The sequence below is a fragment of the Naasia lichenicola genome (genome assembly GCF_004801885.1).
GTDB classification, from domain to species: domain Bacteria; phylum Actinomycetota; class Actinomycetes; order Actinomycetales; family Microbacteriaceae; genus Naasia; species Naasia lichenicola.
This window is the reverse complement of the sequence record NZ_SSSM01000002.1, coordinates 176,393-193,946: the sequence shown is the minus strand read 5'-3', so window position 1 is coordinate 193,946 and position 17,554 is coordinate 176,393. Positions and strand designations below refer to the sequence as shown.

Below are 17,554 nucleotides of genomic sequence, written 5' to 3'. Positions count from 1 at the left end.
CCGACGGAAAGGCGCCATCCCGAGACCGCCCTCACATGCGACGCCTAGCATCGAGGCATGGCCGCCGCGCACCACTTCGCCGTCTCCGTCGAGTGGACGGGCAACCGCGGGACGGGGACGAGTGCCTACCGGGCCTACGGTCGGCAGAACGTGATCACGGGGCAGGGCAAGCAGCCCATCGACGGCTCGTCCGCCCGCGTCTTCCACGGCGATGTCGAGCGCTGGAACCCCGAGGAGCTCCTGATCGCGGCCCTCAGCGAATGCCACATGCTCTCGTATCTGCACTCGGCCGTGAAGGCGGGCGTCACCATCACCGGATACACCGACGACGCGACCGGGACCATGGATCAGGAGGGCGACGGCGGCCGCTTCTCGGAGGTCATCCTTCGTCCGCGTGTGGTGCTCGAGGACGAGTCGCAGCGTGCGCTGGCCGACTCGCTGCACCGCGAGGCGAGCGAGAACTGCTTCATCGCCAGCTCGGTGAACTTCCCGGTCCGGCACGAGCCGGTCCGTCCCGTCGGCTGAGACTCCGAGCCGGGTGGCTGAGCCGAGCGCGCCGCGCTCGAGTCGAAGCCCGGTCAGCCCTTCCCTGGCAGCGTCCGATCCGATGACCGCGATTTCCCGGCAGGATGAGGGCATGACCGACTGGAACGACGTCATCATCGAGCAATTCCGAGCCAATGACGGGGTGGTCGAGCGCTTCGGCGACTCGCTCGTGATCATGCACACCGTGGGGGCGAAGACGGGCGAGCCGCGGATCAAGCCCGTCATGGGCATCCGTCAGCCCGACGGGAGCTGGAACGTCGCCGCCACCTACGCCGGAAACGACAGGAATCCGCCCTGGTACCACAACCTCCTCGCCCACCCCGAGATCGATCTCGAAGCCGTCGTCGACGGCCACGCGACGACGGTGCCTGTGCGCGTCACCGAGCTCGAAGGCGCCGAGCGTGACGCGGCCTGGTCCGAGTTCACGGCCGCCTCCGAGGGCTTCCGGAGCTACGAGGCCAAGACGGACCGCGTCTTCCCGGTGCTGCGGCTGAGTCCACGCGAACAGGGCTGAGTCCGGCTCGCCGGTGGCGGCTCAGCGAGCGGGCGACGACTCCCAGTAGGCGCCGTCGCAGGCTCGGGCCAGGGGGTCGGTGAAGCACGGACCCAGCCAGGCCGGATAGCGATCGTTCGTCGGATCGCCGAACCAGTCCGTGTAGATCCGCCAGAAGTTGCGATTGCCGTACGCAGAGCAGTCGCCGCCGTCGCCGTACAGGTTGCCGATGGCGGCCTCATCGGGCTGATACGGCGTGTAATTGTAGAGATTCGCCGTGGCCTGGTTCTGCACGTCGACGAGCGCGCTCCCGCATGCCGCGTCGGGGTTGAACGCGATGCTGTCCTCGCCTACCTCCACCTGCCTGTCGGTCGGATAGAGGGTGTACTGCCGGAACTGCCACGCGGCGTTGTAGACCTGGTTGAAGAAGCCGAAGTACTCCTGGTCGCAGTCGGCCGTGTCCGGGCATGCGTAGCCGGTCGCTCGCTCGTATCCGCTCGCGCTGGGCCGGGTGATCAGCGACTGCTCCTTCTGAAGCAGCACGATCAGCACCTCCGGATTGATCCCGCAGGCGTGCGCGACGCCGGCGATGATGACGCTCGCCGCCTCCCACGCGTCGCCCGCGTAGGCCTTGCAGTGCCCGAATCCGACATCCGGCACATCGGGCGTGGTCTCGCGGTAGTCGGCCAGGCAGTCCACGCCGTCGGCCGGTCGGCAGCTGCGCGACTCGAGGAAGTCCTGGATCTCCGCGGACGTCAGCGAATCGCTGTCGAAGAACTCCTCGTCGCCGATCAGCAGTCCCGGGTCGAAGTCGTCGGCATCTGCTCGTCGCCATTCGATGCCCGTGTACGACGATCGGGCAACGGGCGCGGCCGCACTCTCGGCAGCCGAGGCAGCAGGAGCGGCCAGCAGGGAGCCACCCGCCATGCCCAGGAGCACCAGGCTCGGCAGCATGACGCTGACCGCCCGTGCGCCGATCGACCGTGCCCCCACAGGTCGAGGGTACGGTCCCACCCTGGACGACGCGTGCCGGTCGACTCGGCCTGTGCAAGGCTGAACGCGTGCGACGCGTGCTCATCCTCGGCTCGACCGGCTCCATCGGCACGCAGGCCATCGATGTGATCGCCGCGAACCCCAATCGCTTCGAGATCGTCGGGCTGAGCGCCGGCACCGATGCGGCCCAGCTCGCCGAGCAGGCGGAGCGATTCGGCGTGGCGCACACGGCGCTCGGCGCGCGCGATGCCGAACAGCTGGTCCGCGACGTCGAGTCGGATGTGGTGCTCAACGGGATCACCGGGTCCGTGGGGCTCGGCCCCACACTCGCAGCGCTCGAGACCGGGCGCACCCTCGCCCTGGCCAACAAGGAGTCGCTGATCGTCGGCGGCCCGCTGGTGACCCGGCGCGCGGCGCCCGGTCAGATCGTGCCCGTCGACTCCGAGCATTCGGCCATCGCCCAGGCGCTCCGCTCGGGCACGGCAGACGAGGTGCGGCGGCTCGTCCTGACCGCCTCAGGCGGTCCGTTCCGTGGGCGCGGCCGAGCCTCGCTCGCCGACGTCACCCCCGAGCAGGCACTCGCCCATCCCACCTGGGCCATGGGTCTGATGGTCACCACCAACTCCGCCACTCTGATCAACAAGGGTCTCGAGGTGATCGAGGCGCACCTGCTCTTCGATGTGCCGTACGAGCGGATCGAGGTCGCGGTGCATCCGCAGTCCATCGTGCACTCGATGGTCGAGTTCATCGACGGCTCGACGATCGCGCAGGCCTCGCCGCCCGACATGCGCCTGCCCATCTCGTTGGGGCTCGACTGGCCCCACCGCATCGCGGGCGTGGGGCGACCGCTCGACTGGACGACTGCCTCGTCGTGGACGTTCGAGGCCCTCGACGACGAGGCATTCCCCTCGGTCGCTCTGGCCAAGCGGGTGGGTGTGGCGGGCGGCAGCTTTCCGGCCGTATTCAACGCGGCCAACGAGCAGGCGGTGTCGGCGTTCCACGCGGGCCGGATCGGCTTCCTGGACATCGTCGACATCATCACCGAAGCGGTGGATACCCACGTCGAGCCGGACGGGGACCTGACCCTCGAGGTGCTGCTCGACGTCGAAGCCGCCGCTCGCCGCCGAGCTGATGGGTTGATCGCCGCGCGGGCGTAGGAGTGAAGGGAACGGCTCAGTCGCCGCTGCCCGAACTCCCACTGCCGGAGTTGCCGCTCCCGGAATCGCCACTGCCGGAATCGCTCAGCTGATCCCGCAGCTTCTGCTGCTGCTCCTGCCACCAGCTCTGGATGCCGCTGAGCACTCCCGATCCACCGGATTCCGATGACTCGGACGAGTCGTCGCTGTTCTGCGCATCCTCTGCGGCCTGACGGGCGGCCTCCTCTTCGGCCTGCTGCCGTGCGGCCTCCTGGGCAGCGGCCTCGCGAGCTGCAGCCGCCTCGGCTGCAGCCTGAGCCGCTGCGGCATCGGCTGCGGCCTGCGCAGCCGCCGCGATCGCGGTCTCAAGATCGGCGTCGACGGTGTTCAGCGCCTGGAGGATGACGCGGTAGCGGGCAGAGGTGACGCGGTCGTCCACCGTCGAGGCGTCGAGATCGACCGACATGGCATCGAGGGCGGTCGATGCCGCATCGAGGTCGGGAACGGCGGCCGCTGTGCCCACCGCGAGCGCGTCCGCCCGAAGGTCGGCGAGGGAATCGGTGGCGAGGCCACCTCCTTCGAGGCTTGTCTGCAGAGCGACGAGGTGCGTTCCGAGCTCGCCGTCGATCGTCGGATAGGCGGGCGGAGGGACGACCGGGGCGGGTGCCAGGATCGACGCGGCCGTCGGCCAGATCGCCACCGTCGCCACGCCGAGCACCACCAGGACGGTGAGGATGAGCGCGATCCGTCGACGCAGGGAACGGGGCTTCGGCACCCTGGTCGCAGCACGGGCGGCCTTCTCCGGTTCGAGCGCGGGTCGCGTGGGGACCCATCCCGATGGCTCCGTGGCGGTCGACTCGGCGGGTCCGGTGCGCGAGGCCCGGAGGAGCGGCGCGAAGAGCTCGGTCGCCGAGGTGGGCGGGGTGACCGAGCTGGATCGGAAGTCGGGATGCGGGGACGTCGCTGCGGCGGGCAGCACCCGGGTCGCAGCGGTCGGCTGCCCAGCCGAACCTCCCGGAAGCTCGCTCGGCACGACTCCGAGGCGCTCGGTGGCAGCCGAGCTCTCCGGACGCATCGGGGGCGTCAGCAGCTCCGTGGCGGCCGTGGCCGCGCGGCGGAGACCGGTCGTCGGATCGTCCGGCTGGAACGGGCCGATCGACGACCAGGTGAGCAGCCGCTCGCGTGCCTCGAGGGCGCTGACTCGGGAATCCGCGTCGAGCGCGGTCATCCGGGCCAGCAGGTCCGCGTCGCGATCGCCGAGTCCGCCGGGCAGCCGCGGCGGCCGCACCGTGCGGGCGACCGCCGACTCGGCCGAGCTGCCGTCGAAGGCGCGTCGACCCGTCAGGCCCTCGAACAGCACGAGTCCGAGCGCGTAGACGTCGCTCGCGGTGCCGACGTGCTCGCCGGTCACCTGCTCGGGGCTGAGGTAGGCGGCGGTGCCGATCACGCCGCCGACCACGGTGATGCGCGACTCGTCGACGATGCGGGCGATCCCGAGGTCGGCGAGCTTCGCGAGCGGTCGGCCATACGGATCGCGGCTGACCAGGATGTTCTCGGGCTTCACATCGCGGTGCACGATGCCGCGCGCGTGGATGTAGGCGAGCGCGTCGCTGGTCTGCGACAGCAGCACCGCGAGCTCGTCCGCCGGGATGCCGTCCTCCATGAGGTCGGCGAGCGTCGGGCCGTCCACGAGCTCGAGGACGAGGTAGGCGGGGGTCCGCTCGTCTCCCGTCGATGCGTCGTAGAGGTGCACGAGCGACGGGTGGTTGAGCCCGGCGAGCATCCGGATCTCCGAGCGGATGCGGCGCAGGTCGCGGGCCTCGGCGACGTCCGAGCGGAAGAGCTTGACCGCGACGTCCCGCCCGGTCTGCGGGTCGTGGGCACGGAAGACCTCCGCCATCCCGCCGCGGCCGAGGGAGGCGCCGAGCTCGTAGCGGCCCGCGATCCGGTCGCCGGGTCGGGCTGATGCGAAGCGAGCGGAGTGCGGACGGGCGTCCGACTGCTGCGGCAGCACCTCGGTGTCCGTCACGTCCACCTGCCTTCGTCCACGTCCGCCGTGCAGCAGGGCTGGGGGAGCCCGCTGCGGATGTTCCCTCTGGATATCACGCGCACCCTGAGAACACGGGTCCGGGCCCCGAACCGTTCCCGGAATGTGAGGAAGATCTCATCGACAGGTCGGAGCGTCCCGTCCGATCGCGCCGTCGGATCGGGCAGGCGAATGCGCCGGCCGCCCGCGAGAACGCCCCGAGAATCATTCGGGCCGCCTGTGGAAGCGGAGCTGGGGCGTGGTCGCGGCGCATCCCGACGCAGCGCCGGGCTTAAGGTGAGCGCGTGAACGACACCCTTGCCTTCATCGTCGGCGTCGTCGTGTTCGTGCTGGGGCTCGCCGTGTCGATCGCGCTGCACGAGGTCGGCCACCTCGTTCCGGCCAAGCTGTTCGGCGTCAAGGTGACGCAGTACATGATCGGCTTCGGCCGAACCATCTTCTCCGTCAAGCGCGGCGAGACCGAGTACGGACTCAAGCTGATCCCGCTCGGCGGCTACATCGCGATGATCGGCATGTTCCCGCCCGCCAAGCCGGGAGGAGCGATGCGGACCGCCAGCACCGGGTTCTTCAGCACCCTCGTCCAGGATGCGCGCGACAACAGCGCCGAGACGGTCGGGACGGGTGAGGAGGACCGCTCGTTCTATCGCCTCCCCGTCTGGAAGCGCGTCATCATCATGGCCGGCGGGCCCTTCATGAACCTCATCATCGCGGTGATCCTGTTCGCGGTCGTCCTCATGGGCTTCGGGGTGCTGCAGTCCACCACCACCGTCGCGTCGGTATCCCAGTGCGTGCTGCCCGCGACCAGCACGCAGACCAGCTGCGCCGCCGACGATCCGATCGCCCCCGGCGCCGCGGCGGGCATCCTCCCCGGCGACAGGATCGTCAGCATCGACGGCACAGCCGTCAGCAGCTGGGAGCAGGCCACCGCGATCATCCGCGACTCTCCCGGCACCGACCTCAGCTTCGTCGTCGAGCGCAACGGCGCAGAGACGACCCTCACCGCCACCCCGCTGCTCACCGAGCGCTACGTGACCGATGCGAACGGCGCCGTCGTCGAGGGTTCGGACGGCAAGGGGATCACCCAGGAGGTCGGCTTCCTCGGCATCGGCGCGTCGAGCGAGCTGACCCCGCAGCCGGCGACCGCCGTGCTGCCGTTCGTCGGCCAGAACATCTCCGGCGTGGTCGGGGTCATCCTCAACCTCCCGCAGCGATTGGTCGACGTGGCCAATGCGGCGTTCGGCCCGGGGGAGCGCGACCCGAACGGCCCGATCAGCGTCGTGGGCGTCGGCCGCCTCGCCGGCGAGATCGCCAGCCTCGACGACGTGCCCGTCGTCTCCAAGCTGGCCAGCCTGATCGGCGTCGTCGCCTCGCTGAACGTGGCTCTGCTGGTGTTCAACCTGGTGCCGCTCATGCCGCTCGACGGCGGGCACATCGCGGGGGCGCTCTGGGAGGGCCTCCGGCGAGGCATCGCCAAGCTGTTCCGTCGCAAGGATCCCGGGCCCGTGGACACCGCCCGGCTGATGCCGATCACCTTCACCGTGGTGATCCTGCTCGGCGCGATGAGCGCCCTGCTCATCTACGCGGACATCGTCAAGCCGGTCAGCATCCTCTGAGCGGCCGACGTCTGCGTTCCGTGTACTCCCGCGGGAGTACACAGAGGGCAGACCTACGCCGGATGAGGGGTTTCGCTCGCCGGGACTACCATCGAGCCATGCCGAGGCCCCCGTGGGATCAGTCCCCATGGGATGAGTCCCACCGGATCGAGTCTCGCTCCGACACGGGTTCCGGCATGGGACCTGGACCGGGCTTCGGACGCGGGATGTCGCCCACGACGCGTCTGTGGCTGCCCACGGTGCTGTGCCTGCTCGTCCTCGTGCCCTTCAGCGTGTTCCAGGCGGTCCGCTCCGATGGTCGTCTGGCGCTCCTCGGGGTCGCCGTCGCCGTGGTTGGGTCACTGGGGCTCCTGGTGCGCCGCCGGCATCCCGGCCCGACGGTGGCCGGGCTCGCTCTGCTCACGGTGCTCGGCATGGTCGTGACGCCCATGGCGGGCGGGTCCCCGGTGGGACCACCCCCGATCGCCCTGGCGATCGCGGTGGTCAGCGCCATCGTGCATGGGGCGCGAACCTGGGCGCTGATCAGCCTCGCGACCGCCTGGCTTGCGGCGCTCGCCGTCGGACTGCTCGGCGCCGAGCTCTGGAGCCCCGGTCGGATCATCTGGACCAGCGTCTTCGTGCTCCTCGCCGTCGGGATCGGCGAGTTCCGCCGCACCCGCAGCGAGCGATACGCCAGCTTCCGCCGCATCCAACAGCAGCGCCGTGACGAGGCGGAGCAGACCGAGCGCCTTCGGATCGCAAGGGAGCTGCATGACGTGCTCTCGCACTCCCTGTCCTCCATCGCGGTGCAGGCGGGCGTCGGCCTGCATCTGATCGACTCCCACCCCGAGCGCGCGGCCGAGGCGCTCGCGAACATCAGGATCGCCAGCACGTCGGCGCTCGACGAGGTGCGCTCCGTCATCGGTGTGCTGCGCGCCGACGGGCATGCACCCCTCCGGCCGGCGCCCGATCTGTCCGGGCTGCCGGAGCTGATCGGCACGGCAGAGGCATCGGGCCTCGAGGTCGCCCTCAACAATGGGATCGTCAGCGACCTGCCCGCGAGCATCCAGCTCGCCATCTACCGGATCGTCCAGGAGAGCCTCACCAACGTCGTCCGGCATGCCGAGGCGTCGTCGGTGACCATCACCCTGCGCGAAGGCGGGGGCGCCGTCGAGGTGACGGTGGACGACGACGGCAGGGGAGCGAGCGTGGCCATCGCGGGCGGTGCACCCAGGACGGGCGTTCGGACGATGGACGACCTCGGCACGATCGGGCCGGTCGCAGGTGGGGGAGCGGGGTTCAACGCGGGCGGACGCGGACTGCTCGGCATGCGCGAGCGCGCGGAGCTGCAGGGCGGCGAGTTCGCGGCCGGTGCTCGCCCCGGAGGCGGGTACCGGGTGACCGCGACGCTGCCCGTGCACGAGAGCGCGTCGCGATGAGCATCCCGCCGCCTGTGGGCCAGACCGGGAGTTACCGCGCGGACTCCGTCATCCGAGTGGTCATCGCCGACGACCAGCAGCTGATCCGCGGGGGATTCCGGGCCCTCCTCGACGCCGAGCCAGGCATCCAGGTGGTCGGAGAGGCCGCCACGGGCACCGCCGCCGTCGACGTCGTGCGCCGCGAACGGCCCGACGTCGTGCTGATGGACATCCGCATGCCGGATGAGGACGGCATCGCCGCGACCCGCAGGATCGTCGCGGACCCCGCGCTCGCCGCAGTGCGGATCGTCGTGGTGACCACCTTCGAGCTCGACGAGTACGTGACAGACGCGATCCTGGCGGGCGCCAGCGGCTTTCTGGTGAAGGACGCGGAGCCGACGGAGCTGATCCGCGCGGTCCGGGTCGTGGCGGCAGGGGAGGCCCTGCTGTCTCCCGGCATCACGCGACGGCTGCTCGACCGGGTCGCCCGCGGGTCGCGCCCCGCAGCGGCGAGCGTCTTCGACGAGCTGACCGACCGGGAGCGCGAGGTGCTCGGGCTCATCGCCGAGGGCCTGAGCAACGAGGAGATCGCCGAGCGGCTCTTCCTCAGCCCGCTGACTGCGAAGACCCATGTCTCCCGGATCCTGGGCAAGACAGGGGTCCGCGATCGGGTCGGCCTCGTGGTGCTCGCCTACGAGACCGGCCTCGCCCGCCCCGGCTGGCGCTGAGCTCCTCCTGCTCGGCCTCCTGCGTGCCCGTCGCGCGGTCCGGGGAACCGAGCGCGGTGGGTGCACCGACCGCGCTCGGTTGTACCGACCGCGCGAGTGGATACTCCCGGCGGAGCAGTCCAGGTGCGTCGTCCCGGCGGATTCGCGAACGCCCACTAATCGCGAGGCTGGATGCATGATCACTTCAGCAGCACTCACCGCCGCAGTCCCGGTCGCCGCCCACTTCGGCGCCGGCTTCGGCTTCCCCTGGTTCGCCATCCTCATCCCGATCTTCTGGATCCTGCTCTTCGTGCTGGTCTTCGGCGTCTTCGGACGTCGCTGGCGACGCGCAGCCTGGGCATCCGGACGCTTCGGCCCCAACGGCCACGGGGGAGCCGCCAGCGCCGAGAGCGTGCTGGCCGAGCGCTTCGCCCGCGGCGACGTCGACGAGGTCGAGTACCGCGCCCGCCTCGAGGTCCTCCGCGCCAGCCGCGAGCCACGCCCCTAGCGCCGAGCACTGCGGTGCGGACAGAACTCCACAGCGCAAGCATGCGCTGTGGGCCCATGCCGTCTACGAGCGTGTTCTGTCCGCACCGCAGTGTTCAGCTGTCCGAAGCGCCCCCTGGACATGCGCCATGTCCCCGCCCACCCCGGCCAGCACCGACGGCGCCCCAGGGAGGGCGGCGTATCCTGAGGACGTGCCAGCAGTCAATCTCGGAATGCCCAAGGTGCCCGAAGTACTGGCGCCCCGGCGCAAGTCGCGCCAGATCAAGGTGGGCAAGGTCCTCGTGGGCGGCGACGCCCCCGTGAGCGTCCAGTCGATGACCACGACGCCGACGACCAACATCAACGCGACGCTGCAGCAGATCGCCGAGCTCACGGCCACCGGCTGCGACATCGTGCGCGTGGCCGTGCCGAGCCAGGACGACGCGGATGTGCTGCACATCATCGCGAAGAAGAGCCAGATCCCGGTCATCGCCGACATCCACTTCCAGCCGAAGTACGTCTTCCAGGCGATCGACGCCGGCTGTGCCGCGGTTCGCGTCAACCCGGGCAACATCCGCAAGTTCGACGATCAGGTCGGGGCCATCGCCGCCGCCGCCAAGGCCGCAGGGGTCTCCCTGCGCATCGGCGTCAATGCGGGATCGCTCGACCCGCGTCTGCTGCAGAAGTACGGCAAGGCCACCCCCGAGGCGCTTGCCGAGAGCGCGCAGTGGGAGGCCAGCCTCTTCGAAGAGCACGACTTCCATGACTTCAAGATCTCGGTCAAGCACAACGATCCGGTCATCATGGTGAAGGCCTACCGGCTGCTCGCCGAGCGCGGCGACTGGCCGCTGCACCTCGGTGTGACCGAGGCCGGACCGGCGTTCCAGGGCACCATCAAGAGCGCGACGGCCTTCGGCATCCTGCTGTCCGAGGGCATCGGAGACACCATCCGGGTCTCGCTCTCGGCGCCCCCCGCCGAGGAGGTCAAGGTGGGACTGCAGATCCTGCAGTCGCTCAACCTGCGCGAGCGCAAGCTCGAGATCGTCTCCTGCCCCTCCTGCGGGCGAGCCCAGGTCGACGTCTACACGCTCGCCAACGATGTGACCGAGGGTCTCCAGGGCATGAGCGTGCCGCTCCGAGTGGCCGTCATGGGCTGCGTCGTCAACGGGCCCGGAGAGGCGCGCGAGGCAGACCTCGGGGTCGCGTCAGGCAACGGCAAGGGTCAGATCTTCGTCAAGGGCGAGATCATCAAGACGGTGCCGGAGTCGGAGATCGTGGCAACGCTCATCGCCGAGGCGAATCGACTCGCCGCCGAGATGGGCCCCGAGGCCCCAGTTGGGGTGCCACAGGTCGTCACGGCCTGATCCGACCATCGTCGGGCCGGTGTCGACCGCGCGCGCGCATCGATCTCAGCGGAATCAGCAGCGTTTATGCCCTACGCGTTCGCTGGGGTATATGCCGTATATCGCGACCGGAGGATCTGGGGCCACCCGTGATCTCAAGAACCTGGGCAGATCGCGGATCCGAGGCTTCTTCACTCGCAGGTCGGTCCTCATCTCGGGGGACGGTCGTCATCGTTCCGCGGACTCGTGCGCCGTCGATGCAATATAGATGGTGCTTATGAGTATCACGATCTCTGAGCTAAATCGGCTCACCCGGTCTGTGCCTCGTCGTTCCGCTCCACAAGCGGCCTCCTGACGGGGGCAGCCGACGGGGGCGTGTCCGCTGCGCGTTTACGACCTATACCTCCGTTTATGGTTGCCCAGAAGTCACCACGGGTCGTTGGGATCGCGTGGTCTTCGGTGGGAACCGAAGCACGAACTTGGGGGCAACAGCATGCGCAGATTCAGCGGACGCCGGATCACGCGTCGCGCCGTGGCAGTCGCCGCGGCCGGCATCGTCATCGCGGCAGGTGCGACGGCGACGTCGCTCGCCGCGTGGACCGACACCGAGTGGGTCTTCGGCTCCGCGACAGGCAACGCCCGCCTCGGCACCAGCGTCTTCGGCGTGCAGCAGAGCGTCGTCGGCGACAGCACCGCGTTCACCGATCGCTCCACGGCCGACGGCGGCAGCATGGTGTTCACCGTCAACGCCGCAAGCCTCTCGCCCGGCGCTGACGTGTTCGGATACGTGAACCTGCGCACCATCGTCAAGTCGGTCGGCGCGACCGTCGTGCTCAATCCCGCCACTCAAGGTGCCACGACCGATGCCGACCTCTTCGCCGCCCTCGTCTACTCGGCCAGGGTCGTCGGTGCCTCGGTCACCTGCGACGCCTCCGTCTTCTCCGCCGCCACCAGCGCGTCGATCCAGGAGATCGTGCCGACGACGACCGCGCTCACCGTGGGCTCGGGATCGAGCACCTTCGCGCTCGACGCGGGCACGACCACTGACCCGGGCACCGCCAAGCGGGTCTGCTTCCGGGTCACCCTTCCCGCCGGCGCCTCGTCGTCGCTGCAGGGCAAGGGCGCCTACCCGGTGTGGAACTTCGTCTCGACGTCGTCCTGATCATGACGCGCACTGAACCCCGCCTGCGACCCATGTCGCTGAGCTGGCGCAACCAGCGTGCCGCAGAGACCGGCGGCCCGAGGACTGGCTCCGGCCCGAGGACTGGCTCCGGCCGCCGAGCATCTACAGACGTCATCCGCCGCTCCCCGATGCACGCACTCCGCGCGCTGCTCGAGGCCGTCTCGATGGTCACGATCCTGGTCTGCGCCGCGGTGATCCTGGCCCCGCTGTTCGGGTTCCACCTCGTGCACCTGGCCACCGGTTCGATGTCCCCGTCCCTGCCGACGGACTCCCTCGTCATCGCCCGCGATGTGGATGCGAGCACGGTGAACGTCGGCGACATCGTCACCGTCCAGCGTGCCGACGGGCAGGCCATCACCCACCGCGTCCTCACCACGGGGCAGACCGACTCGGGGTGGCAGTTCACCCTCAAGGGCGACGCCAACCAGTCGGCAGACCCGGCGGCCTACGACGTGAGCCGCGTCGGCCTCGTCACGTTCGGCATCCCGTTCGGCGGGCAGGTCATCGACTTCGTTCGCACGCCCGGCGGCACCGCCGTGCTCAGCATCATCGTCTCCTCGCTCATCTTCTGGACCATCTGGCCGACGAGCTCTCGGCGCAGACGCGACGAGGACGAGGCCGACGCTCTGGCGGATTCCGCCGCGCGCGAGGCATCGACGCTCATGTCGAATCGGGCTTCTGGAACGATCTGAGATGTCTGCACCTCGTGCCGCACGATGGGGGATCGTGGCGGGTTTCGTGCTGATCGCCGCCGGCATCTCCCAATTCGGCGGCGCGGCCTATGCAGCCGTCGACATCGTCGATGTCGGCCAGGACGGGCCGCTCGACCTCAGCGTCGAGCGGATCGACTGGAAGGACGAGATGGGTCCCGGCGACGTCAATGTCATGCACGTGACGGCCGAGCTCAAGAGTGGCTATGCCGCTCATCTCTACGCGTCGCTCGATGCGCAGGGCTTCCTCGCCGACCGCGCCGACGCGTTCTGGGTGAAGCTCAAGAGCTGCTCGGTGGACTGGGTGGATCACGTCCCCTCCGTCTGCAACGGCGTCGAGCGCACCTACTTCGACGCCTCGGCGAGTGCCGTCGACCCGAGCCAGTCGTGGGATGTGGGCGAGATCAGCCATTCATCGTGGGTGCGGCTGAAGGTCGAGATCTCGCTTCCCGGCGACGCACCCGTCGAGATGCAGGGACGCAGCGGTCAAGTGGGCCTCGGTCTCACCGCAGCGGGCGACGCCGTTCGCGTGTCGACCCGCACGATGGTCTGCGACCTTGACGGTGACGGCGACATCGACATCTATGACGAGCACTACGACGGCAACGGTGACGGGATCGCCGACCTCTGCCCCGGAGACCCGGGACCGCAGACGGCATCCGCCGACTCCCTCGCCTTCACGGGCTTCGACATGCGCGGTCCGTTCTGGGCGGGATTCCTGCTCATCGTCGCCGGCGGCTGGGTCACCTGGCTGTCCTCTCGCGGACGTCAGCGGGTGAGGCAGGAATCGGCGCGTCCGATGGGCCGGCAGCCCATCCAGCGACGGGACAGCGGTTGGTGAGGGGCCGGCTGGTGAGGGGCCGGCTGCGGGCTGCGCTGGCAATGGCCGTCGGTACCGCAGTGGTCGCCTCGCTGTCGGTGACCTCGTCGCTCGCCGCGTGGACCGATCGGGAATATGTCCGCGCCGCGAACGTGAGCACGCTCAACTGCGCTTCCGCAGCGCCCGTCAACAGCACGTCCTGGGCGCGGGTGATGGCCGACAGCGTGCTCACCAGCAACCTCGATGCCGTCGCCGCGCTGAACGGGATCACCGTGAGCAACATCAAGCCCGCGACCTCGAGCTCTGCCACCGGCGTGGCGTCGCCCACCCCACTGGGATCGGATGCCTGGTCGTCGCCGGTCGACCTCAGCGCGGTCTCGGTGCCGGTGAGCGCCGGTGTGACGTACCCGATCGGCGCCAGCACCGGCGCCTACACGCAGTACGGACGCGACACGAGCGCGGGGCTATCGGTCGGCGCCTCAGGCGCGGTCACCTCGGGCAGCGGCGGGGCCGTGGCATTGGAGACCCCGGGTGCCGCGACACCACGTGAGGCGGACCTCGCTCTGTCGAGCACCCTCAACGGCATCCTCCCGGCCGCGGGGACGACCGTCGCGAATCTCGCCGACGTCCACCTCAGGGTCGGCGCTGTCGGTGCCCTCGCCAGCTACAACTCCTGCGCTGTGCTCTGGGCAGGCAGCTCAGCGCTCGCCGGCAACCTCACGCGCAACTACCTGGTCAACGGCATGAAGCTGGAGTTCACCAGCCAGGTCGTGAAGGACCTCGGGACGTCGATCAACGGCCAACTGACGACCCTCCAGACGACCCTCAACGCGCTGACGGGCAGCGGCAGCTCGGTGACCGGCAGCACCTTGACCGGGCTCAAGGGAGCCGTGAACGGGCTCACCGGACTGGTCACTACGTCGGGCGTCTCGATCATCCCGCCCACCCTGAGCACCGCCACCGTTTCGGTGAACTACAACCTGACGCCCGTGAAGAACCTGCTGAGCACCACGGTCGGCGGCGGCGGGGTGACCGCGAACCTGACGACGGGTGCCGTGACGGCAGACCTCGCGACGATCTTCGGCGATCGCTACGGCACGAGCGGACTGAACGGCCTCTCCCCGAACACGTCGGTCCTCACTCCTGAGGTGTTGAGCGATGTAAGTTCGCGGCTCGGCACGGTGCTCGGCGCACTCGTCGGCTCGTCGGGAACCCTCGCGACCGCGCTGACCGCGGCTCTCAATGCGGCGACGGTCACCGTCGTCTTGCAGGGCAGCATGGATCTGAGGCTGGGCCTCATCACCCTGCTGGGCTTCCCCTACACCGCGACGATCTCGGGAACCGTCGGAAGCTTCGCGGGCGCGGGCACCCAGCCGACCGTCTCAGTGGCGGTGCAGGCCGGCACGGGGCTACTGGACACGGTGCTGGCCACACTCGGCATCACATCGGCGACATTGCTGCAGCAGGTCGGAGATGCCCTGGTCACCCCGCTGATCAACTCCGTCTACCCACTGCTCAAGCCCATAGTCGCAACACTGATCAGCACGGCGCCCACGCTCGCCGCCGGCACGGTGTCCAATCTCGGAACCGTCACCGTGCCCTCCGCGCTTGTCAACCTGGCGCCGGTGCTCACCATCCTCCGGACCCTTGTCAGCGTCACCGTCAACGCGCGCCCCGACCAGCCGAACCCCGTCGGCTACCCGGCGACCGCCGCGACCGGCCGGTACTTCGTCAGCGCGCTCAAGGTCGGTGTCGTGAATGCGACCTCGACCCCTGTCGTCGGGCTCTTCCTGGCCAGCGCCTCGGTGGGGCCCAACACCGTGCGCTGAGCCGGCTCAAGCGGACGAGGGCGGACGGGAGCGGGCTCGGTAGGCTTGATCTCCGTGCCGACCCGTCTCTCTCAGCTCTTCGTCCGTACCCTCCGCGAGGACCCCGTCGATGCGGAGATCATCAGCCACCGCCTCCTCGTGCGGGCCGGCTACATCCGCCGCCAGGCGCCCGGCATCTTCGCCTGGCTGCCGCTCGGACTGCGCGTCCGCAGCAAGGTCGAGAAGGTCATCCGCGAGGAGATGGCGGTGGCTGGAGCCCAAGAGGTCCTCTTCCCCGGGCTGCTTCCGCGTGAGCCGTACGAGATCACCGGTCGCTGGGAGGAGTACGGCGACGGAATCTTCCGCCTCAAGGACCGCAAGGGCGCCGACTACCTGCTGGCCCCGACCCACGAGGAGGTCTTCACCCTGCTGGTGAAGGACCTCTACGGCTCGTACAAGGACTTGCCCCTCACCATCTTCCAGATCCAGGACAAGTACCGCGACGAGGCCCGTCCGCGTGCCGGACTGCTGCGCGGCCGCGAGTTCTCGATGAAGGACGCTTACTCGTTCGACGTCACGGACGAGGGTCTCGACGCGAGCTACCAGCTGCAGCGCGACGCGTACGAGCGGATCTTCGCCCGCCTCGGACTCGAGTACGTCATCGTCGCCGCGGACGCGGGCGCCATGGGCGGGTCCAAGAGCGAGGAGTTCCTGCACCCCACGCCCATCGGGGAGGACACCTTCGTGCGCTCGGCCGGTGGGTACACCGCCAACGTCGAGGCCTTCACCACTCTGGTGCCCGACGCGATCCCGTTCGACGGGCTGCCGGAGCCGACGGTCTTCGACTCGCCGAACACCCCGACGATCCAGACCCTGGTCGACCTCGCCAACGCGGAGCAGCCGCGTGCGGACCGCGCCTGGACCGCCGCCGACACGCTGAAGAACGTCGTGCTCGCGCTGAAGCACCTCGACGGCAGCCGTGAGCTCGTCGTGATCGGCCTGCCCGGCGACCGCGACGTCGATCTCAAGCGCGCAGAGGTCGCCTTCCAGCCCGCAGAGGTCGAAGCGGCGAACGAGACCGACTTCGTCGGCAACGCGGGGCTCGTCAAGGGCTACATCGGGCCATGGTCGGCGACCGGGCTCATCCTCGGCTCCGAGTCGAGTACCGGGATCCGCTTCCTGCTCGACCCGCGCGTCGTCGACGGCACGTCATGGATCACGGGCGCCAACATCGACCAGAAGCATGTCTTCGGCCTCGTCGCCGGCCGCGATTTCGGCTCGGACGGAACCGTCGAGGTGGCGGCCGTCCGCGCCGGCGACCCTGCTCCTGACGGCTCAGGACCGGTCGAGCTCGAGCGGGGAACGGAGATCGGCCACGTCTTCCAACTGGGCCGCAAGTACGCCGAGGCCCTCGGCCTCAAGGTGCTCGACGAGAACGGCAAGCTCGTCACCGTCACGATGGGCTCGTACGGCATCGGCGTGACCCGCAACCTCGCGCTCGTCGCCGAGGCGAACGCGGATGAGAAGGGCCTCGTCTGGCCGCGGGAGATCGCGCCGTTCGATGTGCACATCGTCGCGACCGGACGCGAGGAGGCCGTCTACACGGCTGCCGCGCGTCTCGCCGCCGAGCTCGAGCTGATCGGCATCGACGTGCTCTTCGACGACCGCCCGAAGGTGTCGCCCGGCGTGAAGTTCGGTGACGCCGAGCTGCTCGGCGTGCCGACCATCGTCATCATCGGCCGCGGACTCGCGGACGGCGAGATCGAGCTGTGGGATCGCCGGTCCGGCGAGCGCACTCCGATCCCCGTCCACGACGCAGCGCAGCGGATCGCCACCGAGGTCCGCGGCGCCTGATCCGCACTGCTTGAACGGCACTGCTCCGTGTCGTGAGTTGCCCAGTTTTGCCGCCTGCGACGCATTTGAGGCGGCAGAACTGGGCAACTCGGCGTTCAGGACGCCCGTGAGCTACGCGACGGCCTCGACGAAGCTGAGCTTCGAGCCGGCGATCCGGTTCGGCACGCCCGCGAACACCGCGGCGCGCTCGGGGGAGACCTTGTACTCCTCGTCGATCCGAGTGAACTCCGCTTCGTCGCCGGGCAGGCTGACCGCCCAGGTCACCGCGTTCGCGTCGCGATCGATGTAGGCGAACTCCACCCGGTAGCCGTAGTCGATCCGCATCGGGATCACGTCGGCCGTGAACCAGGCGACGAAGTCGTCGAGGGTGCCGGGGATGATGTCGTACTGACGGAGTTGAACGGTGCGCTGAGCCATC

16 protein-coding genes are annotated in these 17,554 nt (G+C 69.5%); 13 read left to right on the top strand and 3 right to left on the bottom strand.

The annotated features are described in order from the left end of the window. Nucleotides 1–57: 57 nt before the first annotated feature. Complete coding sequence (locus tag E6C64_RS05135) at nt 58–525, top strand: OsmC family protein (RefSeq protein ID WP_136426565.1); 468 nt, start codon at nt 58–60, stop codon at nt 523–525. Nucleotides 526–637: 112 nt separating this feature from the next. Next, nucleotides 638–1,060 carry a nitroreductase/quinone reductase family protein gene (locus E6C64_RS05130; protein WP_136426564.1) on the top strand — a complete coding sequence of 141 codons (423 nt, stop codon included), beginning with the start codon at nt 638–640 and terminating at the stop codon, nt 1,058–1,060. A gap of 21 nt (nt 1,061–1,081) precedes the next feature. Here E6C64_RS05130 and E6C64_RS05125 read toward each other — a convergent pair whose 3' ends face one another. After that, complete coding sequence (locus E6C64_RS05125; protein ID WP_136426563.1) at nt 1,082–2,032, bottom strand: LasA N-terminal domain-containing protein; 951 nt, start codon at nt 2,030–2,032, stop codon at nt 1,082–1,084. Between the two features lie 68 nt (nt 2,033–2,100). On the opposite strand from E6C64_RS05125, the gene dxr reads away from it, so the two are divergent. After that, nucleotides 2,101–3,189 carry a 1-deoxy-D-xylulose-5-phosphate reductoisomerase gene (gene dxr / locus E6C64_RS05120; RefSeq protein WP_136426562.1) on the top strand — a complete coding sequence of 363 codons (1,089 nt, stop codon included), beginning with the start codon at nt 2,101–2,103 and terminating at the stop codon, nt 3,187–3,189. A 16-nt stretch (nt 3,190–3,205) separates the two neighbouring features. Here dxr and E6C64_RS05115 read toward each other — a convergent pair whose 3' ends face one another. Then, a complete protein-coding gene (locus tag E6C64_RS05115; protein ID WP_136426561.1) occupies nt 3,206–5,197 on the bottom strand; it encodes a serine/threonine-protein kinase in 1,992 nt (663 codons plus the stop codon). Nucleotides 5,198–5,499: 302 nt separating this feature from the next. On the opposite strand from E6C64_RS05115, the gene E6C64_RS05110 reads away from it, so the two are divergent. From E6C64_RS05110 to E6C64_RS05065, 10 genes are all read left to right on the top strand, one after another. Further along, the gene (locus tag E6C64_RS05110; protein WP_136426560.1) at nt 5,500–6,828 is read left to right on the top strand and encodes a M50 family metallopeptidase; all 1,329 of its coding nucleotides are present in this window, start codon (nt 5,500–5,502) and stop codon (nt 6,826–6,828) included. Between the two features lie 176 nt (nt 6,829–7,004). Then, a complete protein-coding gene (locus E6C64_RS05105) occupies nt 7,005–8,246 on the top strand; it encodes a sensor histidine kinase (RefSeq protein ID WP_158437742.1) in 1,242 nt (413 codons plus the stop codon). Further along, the gene (locus tag E6C64_RS05100; protein WP_136426558.1) at nt 8,243–8,953 is read left to right on the top strand and encodes a response regulator; all 711 of its coding nucleotides are present in this window, start codon (nt 8,243–8,245) and stop codon (nt 8,951–8,953) included. The genes E6C64_RS05105 and E6C64_RS05100 overlap by 4 nt, the downstream gene beginning before the upstream one ends. Nucleotides 8,954–9,128: 175 nt before the next feature. Then, complete coding sequence (locus tag E6C64_RS05095; RefSeq protein WP_136426557.1) at nt 9,129–9,440, top strand: SHOCT domain-containing protein; 312 nt, start codon at nt 9,129–9,131, stop codon at nt 9,438–9,440. Nucleotides 9,441–9,630: 190 nt separating this feature from the next. Beyond that, the gene (gene ispG / locus E6C64_RS05090) at nt 9,631–10,782 is read left to right on the top strand and encodes a flavodoxin-dependent (E)-4-hydroxy-3-methylbut-2-enyl-diphosphate synthase (protein WP_199240961.1); all 1,152 of its coding nucleotides are present in this window, start codon (nt 9,631–9,633) and stop codon (nt 10,780–10,782) included. Between the two features lie 472 nt (nt 10,783–11,254). Then, nucleotides 11,255–11,923: a hypothetical protein gene (locus E6C64_RS05085; protein ID WP_136426556.1), complete on the top strand. Its 669-nt coding sequence runs from the start codon at nt 11,255–11,257 to the stop codon at nt 11,921–11,923. A gap of 149 nt (nt 11,924–12,072) precedes the next feature. Continuing rightward, complete coding sequence (locus tag E6C64_RS05080; protein WP_158437741.1) at nt 12,073–12,636, top strand: signal peptidase I; 564 nt, start codon at nt 12,073–12,075, stop codon at nt 12,634–12,636. Between the two features lies 1 nt (nt 12,637). After that, entirely contained in the window at nt 12,638–13,495 is an 858-nt protein-coding gene (locus E6C64_RS05075; protein WP_136426554.1) for a hypothetical protein, read from the top strand. 41 nt (nt 13,496–13,536) lie between these two features. After that, the gene (locus tag E6C64_RS05070; protein WP_136426553.1) at nt 13,537–15,303 is read left to right on the top strand and encodes a choice-of-anchor G family protein; all 1,767 of its coding nucleotides are present in this window, start codon (nt 13,537–13,539) and stop codon (nt 15,301–15,303) included. A gap of 54 nt (nt 15,304–15,357) precedes the next feature. Next, nucleotides 15,358–17,136, top strand: coding sequence for a proline--tRNA ligase (locus E6C64_RS05065; protein ID WP_136426552.1), 1,779 nt, complete (start codon nt 15,358–15,360; stop codon nt 17,134–17,136). Nucleotides 17,137–17,247: 111 nt separating this feature from the next. On the opposite strand, the gene E6C64_RS05060 is transcribed toward E6C64_RS05065, so the two are convergent. Continuing rightward, nucleotides 17,248–17,553 (bottom strand): hypothetical protein, encoded by a 306-nt coding sequence (locus tag E6C64_RS05060; protein ID WP_136426551.1) that lies wholly within the window; start codon nt 17,551–17,553, stop codon nt 17,248–17,250. Nucleotide 17,554 lies beyond the last annotated feature (1 nt).